This is a genomic window from Caulobacter sp. DMC95, assembly GCF_056313785.1.
This window is the reverse complement of the sequence record NZ_JBQUZP010000007.1, coordinates 23,513-39,564: the sequence shown is the minus strand read 5'-3', so window position 1 is coordinate 39,564 and position 16,052 is coordinate 23,513. Positions and strand designations below refer to the sequence as shown.

Below are 16,052 nucleotides of genomic sequence, written 5' to 3'. Positions count from 1 at the left end.
CTTTCTCCGAGACAACGCAAGGGGTCCTCGCCCTTGGCTTGAGTCCCGCATCGCGAGCTCGCCCCCCGCCGCATAAAGACCTTTGGATAGAACAAAACCCCCGGCGATTGCTCGCCGGGGGTTCCGCTTCGTCTGTCGACTTCCTCCGGCGCTCCGAAGAGCGCTGGAGCCCGCTGAACTTAAGAGCTCAGGCCGGTCAGGAAGGCGGCGGTCGTCAGGGTGGTCACGCCCGTGAGGGTGATCACCGAGTCGACGTTACCGTCGTCGTTGAAGTCCATGTACAGCTTGCCGGTCGAGCTATCGAGCACGAAGCCCGTCAGCGTGCCGTCGTTGGTCGCGATGTTCTGGATCTGGGTCTGAGCATCCGCCGCGTTGGTGGCGATACCGACCTTGATACCCGTGACCGAACCACCGAAGCGGCCCGAGACGTCGATGACGTCGCCGGTGCGCTGCACGATGTTGGTGTTGGCGCCCAGCGAACCGGTCGTCTGAGCCGCGGTGTTGGCCGAGAAGTCGGTGATGGTGTCACCAACGGCCAGCAGCGTGTGAGCCGAGCTCAGCAGCTTGTAGCTGTCCTTGCCCGCGCCCAGCGTGATCGTGTCAGCGCCAGCCGACGAGTTGACCACGTCGTTGCCGTCACCGGCGTTGATCGTGTCGCCAACGGTGGCCGAGGCCGTGCCGGTCAGCGTGTCGTCACCAGCGCCCGAGGTCAGCGTAGCGCCGCCCTTGGTGTTGGCCGACAGGTTGATCACGTCGTTACCCATGCCGGTGGTGACCGTCAGGGTCTTCGAGGTGCTGCTGGCGGCCGTGAAGGTCACGGCGGCGGCGGCGGCGGCGCCGGTCGTGCGGGTCGAAACCACGCCCGAGGCGTCCAGCGTCGTCAGGCCGGTCAGGGTCGAGCCGGTGAAGTCAACGCCGTGGTTGCCGGTGACCGTCACGGTGGTGGCGGCGGCGGCGACCAGGTTCGGCTTCGAAGCGGCCGACGGATCCGACAGAGCGTTACGATCGGCGGTGGCGATGTTGATGGTTTCAACACCGGCCACGACGACCGTGCCACCGTTCGGGTTCACGACGTTCGACGAGCCGTTGATCTTCAGGTTGACGACGTCGGCCGAACCGGTGGCGTCAGCCAGGTTGACCGTCAGCGTACCCGCGTTGGCAGCCCGCAGTTCAACCGTGCCGCCAGCGGCCAGGTTGTCCAGCGTGAGGTTGCCGTACGACGGAGCGCCTTGGGTGATGGACAGGTCCGGGGTCGTGGCGGCCACAGCGGCCGAGGTCGAACCCGAGAAGTTCGTCACGTTGGCGCTCGGCGTGGTGGAGGCGTACTCGACCACAGCGTCACCCGACGCGGTGTTGCCGATCGAGAAGCCCGAGATGAGCGTACCGCCCACAACCGCCGAACCGTAGATGCCGTTGCCCGAAGCGTAGGCGTCCGCAACTTGGGCCGCCGTCAGGTTGCCGCCCGTCGCCGTCACCGAACGACCGCCGACCGTCACCGACTGACCGTCCAGCAGAGCGCCGAAGGTGATCACGCCGTTTTCAGTCACAGCCGCCACGGTGTTCACGCCATCCGTGGTCGAAACCGTCAGGCTGGCGCCCGAGGTGGTGGCGACGCTGATGTTCGACACGTTGCCGAGCGTCGTGCTGGTGAAGGTCACCGACTGGGCCGAAGCGGCGCCGGCGGTGTAACCCGACAGGCTGCCCGAAACCACGCCGTTACCGGCCGAAGTGCCGCTGGAGAACAGGGCCGCAACTTGCGAAGCGGTCAGGTTACCACCGGTGGCCGTGATCACGCGACCCGCAACCGTGGTCGACTCACCGTCGAACAGGCCCTGGAACGTCACGGTCGAGGTTTCAGCCGTGCCCGTCACCGGAGCCACGCCGTCGACGACCGTGAAGGTCGCAACCGCCGGAGCCGAACCAGCCGAAGCCGAGACCGTCAGGTCGGTCACGTTGGTGGTGGCGGTGCTCGAGGTGTAAGTGATCACCGAACCCGACTTGCTCTCGGTGTAACCGGCGACGTCGTAGGCCGCGGCGAAAGCGGTCGCCACGTCAGCGGCGGCCATCGTGACGCCCGAGCTGTTCGTGTAGGTCGCGCCACCGACGGTGACCGACTGACCCGGCTTCAGGTCGTAGAACTCCACTTCAGCCACTTCGGTGATGCCAGCGGCGGTGTCGCTACCGTTGGTGACGACATACGAGATGTCATCCAGGTTCGCGAGGTTCACCGTGGCGTTTTCGCCGTTGCCGACGTAGTCGATCGAGACCTTTTCGAAGCCGTCGATAGCGCGCTCGAAGGTCGTGCCGCCCGAAACCGCCGTCGCAACCGCAGCCGAGAACGACAGGGTGTCGACGCCGTCGCCGCCCGAGACAACGTCCTTGACGCCCGTGGCCGACGAAGACCAGCTGACCGTCGTGCTGTTGAAGAGGACGACGGTGTCGTCACCCGCGCCGGCGTTGACAGTCAGGGTGTTGGTGCCCGCAGTGTCGATCTCGATGGTGTCAGCGCCGTCGCCGGTCGAAACCGTGGTCGCGCCGGTGCCCGAGGTGCCGACATAGACGTAGTCGTCGCCAGCGCCGGTCGTGACCGAGGCCGAGACGGTTTCGTCAGCCGTGGTGGCGACGTCGTCAATCACCGTAGCAGTGTTGATGTAGATCGAGTCATCGCCCGAACCGGTCGTGACCGTACGGACGTTGCTGCCGCCGCCGAACTCGATGCCGCCGGTGCTCGCCGAAGCGTCGAGCGTACGCAGAACCGTGCCGCCGGTGTTGTTGCCGTTGTTGTTGTAGTCAAGCTCGATATCGACCGACGAGTTGACCGTCAGGGTCGAGACGTTCTTGCCCAGGCTGACTTCGACGTAGATCTGGTCAGCGCCATCAGCGTTAACGTCGTCCAAAGCGCCCGAGATCGTGACCGAGCTCAGAGCACCAGTCGCAGACGAGTTGCCAACATAGATGTCGCTATCCGTGTCGTCGGTGTTGTCCAGCGCGATGGACGCCGACTTGGCGCCAGCGGCGGTGACAATTTCCAGGTCGCCCGACGTGTTGCGGAAGCCAGCCGTCTGACCCGCGGCCAGGTTGCGGACTTCGTCTTCAGCGCCGATCTGCCACAGCTGGGTCAGAGCCGCACCGTAGGTCGAGGCGTCACGCAGGTCGTTGCTGGCGGCAGTGGCCGAGTACAGGTTGACGACTTCAACGTTCTTGATCGTCGCGTTGGTCGGCAGAGCACCGTTGCTGCCCGTACCGCTGATGTACAGGTTCAGCGTGTCGGTGCCCGCGCCGCCGTCGATCGTGTCGAAGGTGCTCAGGGTCGCGACGTCGGCGTTGGTGCCTTCGGCGAACAGACCCGTGATGGTGTCGTTACCGTCGCCGCCCGTCAGGGTGTCGATGCCGGTGGTCAGCTTCAGAGCCTGCGGCGTGGACGGGGTGGCGTACTTGGTGAACAGGTTGATGCCGGCCGGGTCGTTCGAGACCAGAGCGCCGTCGTCAGCCAGGTCCTTCAGCAGGTTGTTGGTGGCGGTCGCGTACGAACCGACGCCAGCGCCGCTGTTGAAGGTGGTGGCGGCGTTCAGGATGGCGCCGACCAGGGCGGCCTTGACGGCCAGGTCGATGTCAGCGGCCGACGGGCTGGCGCCCAGGCCAGCGTTGGCCTTCACGAAAGCGGTGTAGTAGGCGATGGCCGAAGCGCTGGTCAGGAACGACACGGCGTTGGCGACATTGATGCCGGCCGCAGCAGCGGCGGTCGAACCAACGATCTCGTTGTACATCAGGGTCGCAGCGTCGGCGTACGACAGAGCGCCGACCTTGGCCGAGAAGGCGGCCTTGGCGGTGGCGTTTTGCATCGCCAGCGACACCGACTGAGCGATGTAGCGGTTTTCGCCGTTGAAGCCGGCTTGCGAGCCCGTGCCGACGTAAGCGGCGTTCAGAGCGGTCAGACCAGCCTGGCTCGGCGCGAAGCCGAGGAAGTACTGGTAGGTCTGGACGCTGACAGCGGTCGTCGTGTCCGAACCCAGGTCGACGGCCTTTTGCAGGGCCTGAGCGTCCGTCAGGGTCAGGGTCGCGTTTTCAGCAAGGATGCCCTGCAGAGCCGCGGTCTGCGCGGCGGTCGGGGCGGTACCAGCGTTGGCGTTCGTAAAATACGACGTCAGCTGGGTGATCGTAACAGCCATCTGGCTTGTCTCCCAAAGTAAATCCCACACCCCCCGCGACCTATTGGCACGCATGGGAGCAGCGATGGCTATAGAGCAAACGTCATACGTCGACAATAGCCGAATTCGAGCCGTACAGCATTTTTCTAACCGGTACAGCAAATTCCTATATAGCGTTCCTTGTACCCCCCTCCGGAACGGGCTATAAGAAAGCGAATTCGCCTGCTGCGTGAGGCCTCCTCGCGCCGCGTCGACAACCGAGGCTTTATATATGTACGGCAACCCACAACGCCGCAGCGCCCCGGAGGTCCAGGACCTTCGCCGCGAGGGCGGCCGCTGGCTCAAGGACATGCGCGAGGCCGCCGGCCTGTCACAGCGGCAGCTGGCCGCCAAGGTGGGTGCTGACTATTACACCTTTATCTCGCAACTGGAGACGGGGCGCGGTCGCATTCCGCCGGACCGTTATCGCGAGTGGGCCGCCGCGCTGGCCGTGCCCGAAAAGGTGTTTGTTCGCGAACTGATGCGCTTTTACGACCCGATCACCTACGAAATCCTGTTCAGCGGGGAATAGTTCGTCTAGGGTCGCCGCAGGCGCCTGTGGGGGGCGCCCTAAAGATTAGGCGTGAGGAAGCTTCCAGCGCATGGCCGCTCAGGTCCTTTCGTTCTTCGCGCGGGCGCCGCGCCACCAGCCGAGGCCCAGTGACTGGACCCAGCAGGAGCTGGCTGAGTTCTACCGTGTCGAGTCTGCGCTGATCCGCGCGGGCATCCGCGTAGGCACCGATCGTGGCCTCAGCGACGAGAACGAGCCCTGGTTTGTGTTCTATCGCGTCGACGACGGCGACGTCGTTATTCACTTCGCGCGCATCGACGGGCAGTACATCATCGCTGGCCCGGCCTACGAAGAGATTGCGCGGGGCTTCGACTTCACGGCGCTGGTGCGCAACATGGTCGAGCGGCATCCGCTGATCAAACGCCCCGAGCGCGGCTCTAACATCGCCCTTCACCCGGCCGCTCTGCTGGTTGCGATCGTGGGCACTGCATTCTTCAAAAGCGGCGAGGCCCGCGCTGAGTCCGCCGGCGGCGCGCCGCAGCCCTCCACACGCCCTGCCCTGCTGAGCACCAGCTCAGCCGCCAGCATCACGGGCGGCGCTGCTGCCTCCGCCATCGCAGTGACCGGCGTTTCGGTTCAGGTTCCGGTCAGTCAGGCCGTTCTCATTCTCGCGGCGGCGATGATGGCCGCAGAGATCAAGCTTGACGAGCGCGCTTTGTCGCCGGCGGCCAACGACGCCATTCGCGCGGCGGCTGCGTCGTTGGATTTTGGCTCGGCGCGGGTTGAGGGCGCTCCGCTGTTGACGGCGGCTGGCCATGTCGGCGCCAGCGCCGAGGTGACACCGGCCACACCCGCCCAGACCGTATCGTCGGTTTTGGCGTTGATGGCCATGCTGTCGACCCTTCCCGCCCTCGAGCGGGATATGACGCCTGCGGCTAGTGTAAGCCCCTATGGGGCCGACGCGAGCGGCAACGCCGCCCATTTCCTGGCGGCTCCCGCTGGTGGTCAATGGAGCATCGATATTCGGCTCGCCAACAGCGGTCTGCCTGAGGTCGAGGCCGTGCAGCTCGTCCGCGCCATCGTTGGCGAGAGCCTGGTCGAGCGGGTTGCGGTGATCGAGGTCGAGAAGCTGCCTCAGGTCCTCACCGACCTGATTGATAGCGGCGCTCACTATTCGGTGCGTGGCGGAGAGAACCTAGCGCCTGGGGCCCAACCCGAAACGCCGGTTACAACGCCTGTGGCTCCGCCGACGAGCGGATCAGATGCCGCCCCCCCTGTCGCTGAGACCGCGCCCAAGCCAGGCGCGCCGGCGACGGATGGTTCGCTTACGACTCCAACCGCCCCCCTGCCGGTCGACACCGCCCCCATCAAGCTTCCGCCGTTTGTGGGCTTCGCCAGCCAGGATTTGGTGAAGAAGTTCGTAGAGTACTTCGTGACTCACACCGAGCAAGTCACCATCATGGTCCAGGGTCTGCAGGTTGTGATCTTCGACAGCCGGGTCACGACAGACCCGGGCGCGGTCGAAAACCTCACCAGCATGAGCTTCACGTTCTTCGACGGGACGTCTGTGAATCTTGTTGGCGCGCAGTCGGCGTTCCTGCATCACGACGGCTTGAGCTGAGGCGAAAGCGACGTCCGCTGTGGCGTCGCGGCTCCGCCGGACAGTAACAGCCCCCTTCTCCGCGCTTTGGCGTATGCTGTCGTCGTCATCGTCTGGTGGCCATGGCTTGGCCGTTGCAAAGCTTAGATCACGAGAGTCACCTTGCGTCCGCTACGCTTTGATCTTGCGATACGATCCGCCATGGCTGCTTCGCCCTCGCGGAACGACGCGGTCGCGCCGTCGGGCGGCGAGCAGGCCGCCTTGGCCAGCCACGGCACCCCCGTCCAGGGCGCGCCCGCAGCGTCAGGCCGACGCCGGCTAGCCCTACCCCGACGTGTCGCCGCCAAGCTGTTCGGCCGCGTCGCCGACTATGCGCGTCGATACCTGCAGGCCCCAGTGCTGCATGACCTGGGCGAGCAGCGCACGTTGAGCCAGGCGCTGCTGGAGGAACTGCGCCACACCCGGCTTCACGTCGTTCAGCTTGAACACCAACTGCAAGCCTTGGCCCTCGAACACGGCCGCTCTGTCTCTGCGCTCGCCGCGCTGGCCAACGAACATGGCCAGCAGTTGACCGCCCTCCTCGCGGCACAGGACGCTCTCGCGACCCAGCAAGGCCAACTCGCCTTGGAGCAAGGCAAGATCGCGCGCGCTCATACCGAGCGCCTCCACGTGATCGAGACCATCGGACAGACCGCCCTGACACGTGTCGAAACTCTCCCCACCCTGTTCGGCCCCCGCTTCGACGAGCTGGAGATCAAGCAGCGGCCGCTCATCGCCTATGACGAGGAGTCGATGGCGATCCGTATGCGTGACGGCTACGTGCTGGCGCCGCGGAACCTGCCGACCTTCGTGACCATGCTGGCCAACGCCACCAGCCGCGGTCTCGAGCCCGGCACCGGCGACGTGCTGCGTCGCCTGATCCAGCCGGGCATGGTAGTGGCCGATGTCGGCGCCAATATCGGCCTGCTGACCCTGGTGATGGCCTGGGCCACGGGTCCCGGCGGCCGTGTCATCGCCTTCGAGCCCGAGGCGATCCCGCGCTCGAACCTCGAAAAGATGAAATATCTCAATGGCCTGTCCTGGGTCGAGGTGCGCGATCAGGCCGTGGGCGAAAAGCCGGGCCGCCTGACCTTCCACGTCAGCGACATCATCGGCCACAGCTCGCTCTACGCGCTGCCCGAGGCTGAAGAGGCCCGGACCATTGAGGTCGAGGTCGTCCGCCTGGACGACGTGGCGCCGGCCAAGCGCCTGGACGTGGTCAAGATCGACGTCGAGGGCGCGGAGCTGGACGTGCTGGCGGGCATGAAGGGCGTTATCGCCAAGAACCCCGACCTCGCCGTCCTCGCCGAATTTGGGCCCGAGCACCTCAAGCGCGTTGGGCAAACCCCGGCGCAGTGGTTCAAGGCGTTCGGCGATGCGGGCTTTACGCCCTACATGATCGACGAGACCTATGGCGACTGCGTGAAGACCAACGCCAAGGCTGCAGCCAAGGTGGTCTCGGCCAATATCGCCTTCGTGCGCGCCGGCGGCGACGCCGAAAAGCGCCTGCTGGGGCGCTAGGAGCGTTCGATGAAGATCTGCTGGGTGACGCCCTTCGTCCTGCGCTCGTCGATCGGCCGCGTCAGCGCCGAGGTCGCCAAGCAACTCGCCGCGCGCGGCCATCAGGTCGAGATCCTGCGCTGCGAGGACCAGAACGATCCGGCAGAGCCGCTGCACCCGACCGCCCTGCCCGTCCATCACTGGCGCGCCTATGACCTGGCGCAGCTAAGGGCGGAGTTTGACGTGGTCGTCGTCAATATCGGCGACAACTATCCCTTCCACGCGGGCGTGTTCGCGATTCTGGACGCCGCGCCGTGCCTGGGGATCTTCCACGACTTCTATATCTACAACCTGTTCTCGGGCTGGCTGCACTACAACGGCCTCGACTATCGTCGTCACGACGCCGAGATCATCGCGACCTACGGCGAGGCTGCGCTTCCCCACGCCGTAGCCGTTCGCTCGGGCCAGATGCTGGACATGGGCGAGATCGCCCAGCATCTGCCGATGACGGAATGGTTGGCCGGCCGCTGCGAGGCCGCCCTGGCCCACGCGCGCTTCTATGCGCCGAAGCTGGAGGCCGTTTGCCCGGGCCCGGTTGCGGTGACGCCGCTGTGCTGCCCGGATCGCGCAACGCCGCCGGGACCGCCGAAGCCCAAGCGACAGCTGACGGTCACCACCGTTGGGGTGATGAACCCCAACAAGCGCGTCGCCGACGTTATCCAGGCCCTGGGCGGGTCTGAAGCGCTAAAGGCTTGCGCCTATCGTCTGGTGGGTCCGATCTCCGACGAAGAGCGCGCGCGCCTGGAGAGCCTCGCAGCCGAGGTGGGTTTCGAGAACCTGATCATCGACGGCGCAGTGGACGACGAGACCCTGGACCGCCGGCTCGACGAAGCCGACATCATGGTCGCGCTACGTAAGCCGGTGCTGGAAGGGGCGTCGGGTTCCGCCTGCGAGGGCATGCTGAGCGGGCGGCCCACGGTCGTGGCGCGCGCAGGCTTCTACGGCGAACTGCCCGACGACCTCGTGTTCAAGATCGACGGCGAAATCGTGGTCGACGAGCTGCGTTCGACGCTGGAGCGTCTGGTGGCGGACGAAGCCCTACGCCTCAACACCGGCAAGGCGGCTCGCGCCTGGGCGCTCGAAAACCTCAACGCCGCGCGTTACGCCGAAGCGGTGGAGGGGTTGGCCAAGGTCCAGGTCACCAGCCGTCCGCTGCTGGCTGTGGGCCGGCGCATCGGCGGCGAGCTGAGCGCCATGGGTCTGGCCGAAGGCGACGCCGCCGCCACGCGGATCGGCGCCACTCTGCAAAAGCTCTTCGCGCCGCTGCCCCAGTAGCGGTGTCAGCCCGGGTCAGGCGCTCTTGCTGACCGGCGGCGCGCAGTAGTGATCCAGGAAGGCCTGGTGCTGCGGCAGGCGCGACACGGCCCCGGCAATGTTGCGCTTGAGATCGTCCAGCGCCTGCTTCAGCTGCTGGGGCGGCATGAGCCGGCCCATGTGGTGATAGGTCTTGGGCATGATCCGCTGGCCCAGCATCACCTGCAGCCAGGAGTCGACCTGGAACAACTCGCCCGGAGCCTGGAAGACCTGCGCGCCCTCCTGGAACAGGGCGATGCGGTGCGCCAGGCTGTCCGGAATATCCATGGTGCGCACCTGGTCCCAGAACGAGCTGTCGGTCCGCTCGGTCACCTTGTAGTGCAGAATGATGAAGTCGCGGATCTTCTCCAGCTCGTCATCGGCCTGGCGGTTGTAGCGATCGATCGCCGCCTGGCTGATCCCCCCGAACGGGAAGAGCTGCATCAGCCGGGTCACACCGATCATGATCAAGTGGATCGAGGTCGACTCCAGCGGCTCGACGAAGCCGCTGGAAAGACCCAGCGCCACGACGTTCTTGTCCCAGGTCCTGCGACGGCGGCCGGTGCGGTAGCGGATCAGACGCGGGGAGATCAGGGTCTCGCCCTCGATCTCGCTGGTCAGCATGGCCATCGCCTCGTCGTCCGAGATGTGGTCGCTGCAATAGACCAGACCGTTGCCCACGCGATGCTGCAGCGGGATCTTCCAGCGCCAGCCCGCCCGGTGGGCGATGGCGCGGGTGTAGGGAACCGCCGGCTCGGTGGAGCGGGTCTGGACCGCCAGGGCGCTGTTGGTCGGCAGCCAGTGGCTCCAATCCTCATAGCCGGCCTTCAAGGTCTGCTCGATCAGCAGGCCCCGGAACCCGGTGCAGTCGATGAAAAGGTCGCCCTCGATCACTTGGCCGGACTCCATGACCAGCGCCTCGACGAAGCCATCGGTCTGGCGCTGGCGGACGCTGGCGATCTTGCCCTCGATCCGGCGCGCGCCGTCGGCCTCGGCCATGCGGCGCAGGAACTGACCGTAAAGACCGGCGTCCAGATGGTAGGCGTAGTTCAGCGGGCTCTCCTCGCCCGTATAGAACCGCTGGGCTTCGGCGGCCTTCAGCTCGAAGCAGTAGTCGCCAAGGTCGCCGCCAAAGCCCTGCGCAACGGCCTGCAGCCAGAAGTGATGGAAACCGCCCATCCAGGTGGATTTGCCAACCTGACCGAACGAGTGGATGTAGCGATCGCCGACCTCGCCCCAGTTCTCGAACGAGATCCCCAGCTTGAAGGTCGCCTGGGTGGCGCGCATGAATTCAACTTCGTCGATGCCCAGCAGCGCGTTGAAGGTCCGGGCGGTCGGGATGGTCGACTCGCCGACGCCGACGGTGCCGATGTCCTCGGACTCCACCAGGGTGATGTCGAGCAACGGGCCCAGCTGACGGGCCAGCGCGGCGGCGGCCATCCAGCCGGCCGTGCCGCCCCCGGCGATCACTACCTTGCGGATCGTTTGGGGTTGCATCGTGTCCCCTCCCCCTGGCTTGGCTATCGGTTGAGTCGATCAAGGAGCCAGGCGCGCAGGCGCCGGGCCTTGAGGGGGTCGAGCGGGCCCAGGGGACCGCGCGCCGCCTCGGGCAAATGCGCGCCGGCCCGCTCAGCGGGGCCGAACACGTAGTAGTCGAACAGGGCCTTCCAGCCTTGCTTCTCGAAATCTGGCCGATCGCGCAGGCTAAGCAGGCCGTGCATCAGCGTGGTCATTGGCGTGTCGACATAGGCGGGCGTGGTGTTCCACCAGTAGTTCATCAGCACGTTGAACTCGGCCAAGGCCTCGACCTGGTGCCACCAGAGCGCGGGATAGACGAGCACGTCGCCGGCCTCCATCTCGGCGACCTGAGCGCTGGCCAGCGCCTCTCGAAACCCGGGATGACGGTCGAAGTCCGGGTTCTCGAAGTCGACCATGCTGACGACCTGGCCGCCCGGCGTCGGCTCCAGCGGGCCGGGATAGAGGTTGGCGACCTGGTCGGGCGGAAACAGCGTGAAACGCCGGCGTCCCACCGCGCAGACGGCGATGTTGTTGGACATGTCGTAGTGGGCCGACGCCACAGTGCGGTTACCAAGCCATATGCCGGCCATCGGCGGCTCCGGGCCGTAGATCTCTGGTCCCAGACCCAGATCGTTCTCGGCCTTCAGGCTTGGGAAATAGGCGTCCAGGTCCGTTGAGCCGATATAGATCGACGGTGCGTCCGCCTGGCCCTCGACCGCTTCGATCCGGCGCAGGACGTCGTCCAGCGGCGCGCGTTCGGCCCGGAAGTTCAAGCCGGTGAGGGTCTCGTCGTAAAAAAAACGGCCCCGGATCGCGGGGGCGCCGGTGTAACCGACGACGCCGACACCACGATCATGGCGTCGGATGTAGTCGCGAGCGGCCTGGGGTGACTGAAGCCCGGCCTGGACGATGGGCCAGTCGCGCGCGAGGCCCTTGAACAGCATCGGCGTTTGCCCTGCCAGAACAGCGTCGAACGGAATCTCGCCCGGCGTCGCCACCGTGGTCTCGACCGTCCGTCGCGCCGTCAGCGCGGTCATGCCAGGCTGGCCCGGCGGCGGTTCTTTCGCGCGATCAGATCCTCGATATTGCCCATCGAAGAGACGATCCACTGCGCGGCGCGCAGCAGGCCGGACTGGTGCAGGCGCTCGAGGGCCTCCCCGCTCAGGGCGTTCAATCGATCCGGCGCGATGGAGTAGACCTCCGGCACGACGTAGCTGGTGCTGTCATCGAGCTTGATCTCGATATCGATCGGCTCGATCAGCCCGTATTGCTCGAAGGCCGCGAACATCGGTCCGGCGATCTCCAGGCCGTCGTGGATCTGGCCCAGGGTCTGGCTGACCGACTGCAGATACGGCGAGTTGCCGCCGGCCGACAGGAACAGCGGCTCGCCCTCCGCGCTGATGCGCGGATGGTCGAGATCGACATGGATCATCGGACGAGGTTCGCCGCCCCGCTCGTCCCGCTGTAGAGCAATCGAGAACGGGCCGCGGCGCTGTACGGCCGGAATGTAACGCGCGTTCCAGCCGGTCTCGTCGAGGAAAAGGTTCTCGTCCCGATCAAGCCCGAGAAGCGCGACGGCCTGATAGGCGTCGGCGGCGTCCTTGCGGATCAGGATGGGATACTCGCGTTGCGCCGCTTCGAACTCGGTCGGCAGCAGCAGGGTCTGGTTGACGCCGTCGCCGAACGCCACGCCGTGAGTGGCGATCACACGCAGATCGGCGTGGTCGACATTATTGAGAAGCACTCGGTTCATGGACGCATACCCACGCTGGAGACGCTGAATTCAAAGGAATAATGGGGCCGCCGCAAGCGGCGACCCCATCCTTGCTTCCAGAGACTTCCGACTAGAAGCGGTAGCGCGCGCCGAGCAGGATACGGCGATCCAGCTCTTGGGCGAACCACAGTTGGTTCGGATCGCGAGCGTAGGTCCGCAGGCTTTCCTTGGTCAGGTTGATGCCTTCCAGCGAGATCGCCAGCTTCGGCGTCACGTCGTAGCTGACGTTGATGTCCAGCTGGCCGAACGGCGCGACATAGACCGGGTTCCTCGAGCCGCCACGGTTGGTGGCTTGCAGGAACTTGTCACGCCAGTTGTAGGCGACCCGGGCCGAGATCCCGTTCTTGTCGTAGATCAGGGTGGCGTTGGCCGTGTCCGACAGACCCAGCAGCGCGAACTGGTCTTGCGACGGGCTGGCGCCGTTGTCGAAGCTCACATCGCCGCGCACCATCGTGTAGGCCCCCGACACACCAAAGCCGGTGTCGCCGAAGAAGTGCTGAGCGGCGATTTCGAAGCCGTGGATCTTGCCGGTCTTGTTGTTGATCGGCTTAGAGACCTGGAAGTTGAACAACGGGTCAGTGCTGTTGGGCGAGATATCCACCGCCGCCAGGATCTGATCCACGAAGGCCTGATTCAGGTCGCCCGTGACGCCACGGTTGGCCTGGAACTGGGCCTGAGCCGCCGCCGAAGAGCCGGTGGTCTGCAGCAGAGCCGTCATCGTGAACAGGTTCACGTCGGTCTGGTCGGCGCCGATGGCCGTCAGGATCGCCTTGGCGGTGCCCGAACGGGTGCCCGCCGCGCCGGAGCTGACGTCACGCAGGCCGAACAGGTTCTGCGAAACGGTGCCGGTGCCCACGAAGTTGTTCACGCGCTTCTCGAAGAAGCCGGCCGTGATGTAGCTGCTGGGCTTGTAGTACCACTCGAGCGAGACGTCGAAGTTATCCGAGATCAGCGGCTCCAGGTCCGGGTTGCCGCTGGTGCCAAGCGGAATGGCGCCGTTGGCCACCGGACGGTTCGGTGTGCCCGCAGTCTGGGCGGCGAACAGGTTGCCGTAGTCCGGACGGGCGATCGTGCGGCTGAACGAGAAGCGACCGATCAGGTCTTCGCGCAGGTCGACGCTGAAGTCCAAGGCGGGCAGCAGGTTCGAGTACTTGCCCTCGCCAGCCAGCGGCGCGTAGGTGGCCGCAGTGTCGAGACGGAAGTCGTTGTCCGCCGTCCAGACGATCGCGCTGGGCGTGCGCACCAGCGAGGTCGAGGTGACTTCGGTCTCCTCATAGCGGACGCCCGTCACCAGAGTGGCCGGCATGCCGCCCAGTTCCGACTTCCAGGTCACTTGGGCGTAACCGGCCAGGATGTCTTCGTCGACGCGGTTATTGGCTTGGCCCGTGATCGCGACAGCGTTGCCGCGGGCGACATAGGCCTTCGACATCGCGTTGTAGAGGTCGATCGCGTCAGCGCGGAACGACACCAGACCGGCGCCGCTTTGCTTCAGGTCGAACTCGTTGAACTGGCAGGCCATGCAGAAGGCCTTGACCAGGCCGGGTGCGTACTGCGCCACGTCACGCGGGTTCGAGATACCCCAGCTGCCGAGGTCTTGCTGGGTCGAGCTGCCCGCCTGAACCATCTTGGACGTGCGGTAGTTGAAACCGAAGTCGAAGCGGCTGCCGTTGTCGTCGAGGTCATAGGTGACGTCGGCGCGGATTTCCTTGATCTCGTGCTGCTGGCTGTTGGTCCAGGTGCGGGCCACCTGGCTGCCCAGGTCGCCGGCGTCCAGAGCGCCGTTGCCGTTGCCGCGCGGGGCCGCGTCGTTGATCGTGATCGATTGGACCGGAACCTTGCCGCTGTAGTCCACCGAGTGCGACGAGACGATCGGCGCGCCGATCGAAACCGTCGTCGAGCTGGTGCCGTTCGACGAGTGCGGACCGGAGTCGGCCTTAGACATGTGACCATCCAGCTTGACGCGCAGGCGGTCGGACAAATCCCACTCGGCGCTCAGGCCGTAAGACTCCAGGGTGTCTTCGTTGCTGCGATACTGCTGCTCGAAGCCCATGTCCTTGGTGCCGCTGAGCTGCTCTTGCAGCAGCACGGCGGTCGCGACGACGGGGTTGTTGTCGAACGTGACCTTGTCGAACGGACGGTTGAACCAGTTGGTGCTGTCGTTGCGGCGTTCGAACGACTTGTTCACGGCGTACAGGGCGTCGGCCGTGATCGTCAGGTTCTCGGTCGGACGATACTGGGCCGTCAGCTGGCCGTTGATCCGCTCGCGCTCGCCTTGCGAGAAGTGGTAGCGGCTGTCGTTCGGGATCGCGACCAGAGTCGAGCCGCTGGACGGCGCGCCGGTGATCTGGGTGGCGCCGCCGTTGCGGACGAAGCCGTTGGCCGGATTGATGAAATCCGCGTAGGTCCGGATGTTCCAGTCGTTCGACGTCACGCTACGGCTGGTGAAGTCGCGCTTCTGGTAAGCGCCGAACAGGGCGATACCGAAGGTGTCGCTGTCATCGGCCCAGTTCAGCAGGCCCGACACTTCCGGCGTGATCTTGCTGCCGCCCTCGTCGACCTTCTGGTCCATGCTCTGGTCGTAGACGGCCTTGACGCCGATGCTGCCCGTCAGGCCCGGCTTGCCTTCCAGCGGACGGCGGGTCTTGACGTTGATGGCTGCGCCGATGCCGCCCGACGGAACCGCCGCGCGGCCCGTCTTGTAGACTTCCAGCGTGGTGACGCCTTCCGAAGCGAGGTTCGAGAAGTCGAACGAACGGCTGGTGCCGCCGGCTGTGTCCGACGACTGGTCGCCGCCGACCGTGGCGACGTTGGCCGTCGGCATGGTGCGGCCGTTCAGGGTGACGAGGTTGAAGCCGCCGCCGAAGCCGCGGACCGTGACCTGCGAGCCTTCGCCGTTGGTCCGGTCGATCGACACGCCCGTGATCCGCTGCAGGGATTCAGCCAGGTTGGTGTCGGGGAACTTGCCCATGTCTTCGGCGGAGATGGCGTCGACGACGCCCGAATTGGTCCGCTTGATCTCGATCGACCGCTCGAGCGAAGCGCGGATGCCCGTGACGATCACTTCATCAACGGTGGTGTTTTGAGCCTGCTGGGCCAGCACCGGGCTGGCGAACATGGCCGCCGTAATAGCGACGCACGAGGCAGACGCATGCAAGCGACGAAGCCGCTTCATAGCCATTCCCCCTAATTTAAGCCCTCTCTGGGGCGCTGTTTTTGTTGCGAGCCGGAAGCATTTCCGGAGCGCTCTTCCCGTTTCACCACCCGAGTCCAGACTCGAAGCCGCGAACACTAGTTAGCGGTAACATTGGTCTCGGATGGCTGCAATGGCCAATTGACAGCGCTAGCAATCTTTTTTCAAGCGACTTTTTGAGCATATTTTTATGATAAATGAAGCAACCTGCCAGCGAACACGGCGAAGGGTTCGCGGGCTGGCCGGCGGCGCAGAACGTCGCTTTTGCGACATATTTCACGCCCGTAACCGATTACATGACGATCACGCGATGGTTTAGCGGCGCGCGCCCCCGCGTCCGCGCTCGGGACCAGCGGCGGCGTCAGGCGCCAAAGGTCGTT

General features: G+C 65.5%; 9 protein-coding genes. 4 read left to right on the top strand and 5 right to left on the bottom strand.

The window, feature by feature from the left end; all coding sequences use genetic code 11:
- Positions 1-179 precede the first annotated feature (179 nt).
- Entirely contained in the window at positions 180-4,169 is a 3,990-nt protein-coding gene (locus ACT53N_RS15860) for a beta strand repeat-containing protein (protein WP_476064808.1), read from the bottom strand.
- 250 nt (positions 4,170-4,419) lie between these two features.
- On the opposite strand from ACT53N_RS15860, the gene ACT53N_RS15855 reads away from it, so the two are divergent.
- The 4 genes from ACT53N_RS15855 (at position 4,420) to ACT53N_RS15840 (ending at position 9,172) form a co-directional block, all read left to right on the top strand.
- Positions 4,420-4,719 (top strand): helix-turn-helix domain-containing protein, encoded by a 300-nt coding sequence (locus tag ACT53N_RS15855; protein WP_476064807.1) that lies wholly within the window; start codon positions 4,420-4,422, stop codon positions 4,717-4,719.
- Between the two features lie 70 nt (positions 4,720-4,789).
- On the top strand, positions 4,790-6,319 hold the full coding sequence (locus tag ACT53N_RS15850) for a hypothetical protein (RefSeq protein WP_476064806.1): 1,530 nt from the start codon (positions 4,790-4,792) through the stop codon (positions 6,317-6,319).
- Positions 6,320-6,499: 180 nt separating this feature from the next.
- Positions 6,500-7,858 (top strand): FkbM family methyltransferase, encoded by a 1,359-nt coding sequence (locus ACT53N_RS15845; RefSeq protein ID WP_476064805.1) that lies wholly within the window; start codon positions 6,500-6,502, stop codon positions 7,856-7,858.
- A 9-nt stretch (positions 7,859-7,867) separates the two neighbouring features.
- Complete coding sequence (locus ACT53N_RS15840; RefSeq protein WP_476064804.1) at positions 7,868-9,172, top strand: glycosyltransferase family 4 protein; 1,305 nt, start codon at positions 7,868-7,870, stop codon at positions 9,170-9,172.
- 15 nt (positions 9,173-9,187) lie between these two features.
- Here ACT53N_RS15840 and ACT53N_RS15835 read toward each other — a convergent pair whose 3' ends face one another.
- The 4 genes from ACT53N_RS15835 to ACT53N_RS15820 all read right to left on the bottom strand — a co-directional run bounded on the left by ACT53N_RS15835 (position 9,188) and on the right by ACT53N_RS15820 (position 15,660).
- Positions 9,188-10,687 carry a tryptophan halogenase family protein gene (locus ACT53N_RS15835; protein ID WP_476064803.1) on the bottom strand — a complete coding sequence of 500 codons (1,500 nt, stop codon included), beginning with the start codon at positions 10,685-10,687 and terminating at the stop codon, positions 9,188-9,190.
- Positions 10,688-10,710: 23 nt separating this feature from the next.
- On the bottom strand, positions 10,711-11,817 hold the full coding sequence (locus tag ACT53N_RS15830) for a cupin-like domain-containing protein (protein WP_476064802.1): 1,107 nt from the start codon (positions 11,815-11,817) through the stop codon (positions 10,711-10,713).
- Positions 11,742-12,461, bottom strand: coding sequence for a SapC family protein (locus ACT53N_RS15825; RefSeq protein ID WP_476064801.1), 720 nt, complete (start codon positions 12,459-12,461; stop codon positions 11,742-11,744). The genes ACT53N_RS15830 and ACT53N_RS15825 overlap by 76 nt, the downstream gene beginning before the upstream one ends.
- A 91-nt stretch (positions 12,462-12,552) precedes the next feature.
- Positions 12,553-15,660, bottom strand: a complete 3,108-nt coding sequence (locus ACT53N_RS15820; RefSeq protein ID WP_476064800.1) for a TonB-dependent receptor — start codon at positions 15,658-15,660, stop codon at positions 12,553-12,555.
- Between the last annotated feature and the right edge of the window lie 392 nt (positions 15,661-16,052).

Excerpts from the sequence above, each read along its gene's own strand:
- ACT53N_RS15850 (WP_476064806.1), top strand. The coding sequence starts at position 4,790 with ATGGCCGCTCAGGTCCTTTCGTTCTTCGCGCGGGCGCCGCGCCACCAG.
- ACT53N_RS15825 (WP_476064801.1), bottom strand. The coding sequence starts at position 12,461 with ATGAACCGAGTGCTTCTCAATAATGTCGACCACGCCGATCTGCGTGTG.
- ACT53N_RS15860 (WP_476064808.1), bottom strand. The coding sequence starts at position 4,169 with ATGGCTGTTACGATCACCCAGCTGACGTCGTATTTTACGAACGCCAAC.
- ACT53N_RS15820 (WP_476064800.1), bottom strand. The coding sequence starts at position 15,660 with ATGGCTATGAAGCGGCTTCGTCGCTTGCATGCGTCTGCCTCGTGCGTC.
- ACT53N_RS15835 (WP_476064803.1), bottom strand. The coding sequence starts at position 10,687 with ATGCAACCCCAAACGATCCGCAAGGTAGTGATCGCCGGGGGCGGCACG.
- ACT53N_RS15840 (WP_476064804.1), top strand. The coding sequence starts at position 7,868 with ATGAAGATCTGCTGGGTGACGCCCTTCGTCCTGCGCTCGTCGATCGGC.
- ACT53N_RS15845 (WP_476064805.1), top strand. The coding sequence starts at position 6,500 with ATGGCTGCTTCGCCCTCGCGGAACGACGCGGTCGCGCCGTCGGGCGGC.
- ACT53N_RS15855 (WP_476064807.1), top strand. The coding sequence starts at position 4,420 with ATGTACGGCAACCCACAACGCCGCAGCGCCCCGGAGGTCCAGGACCTT.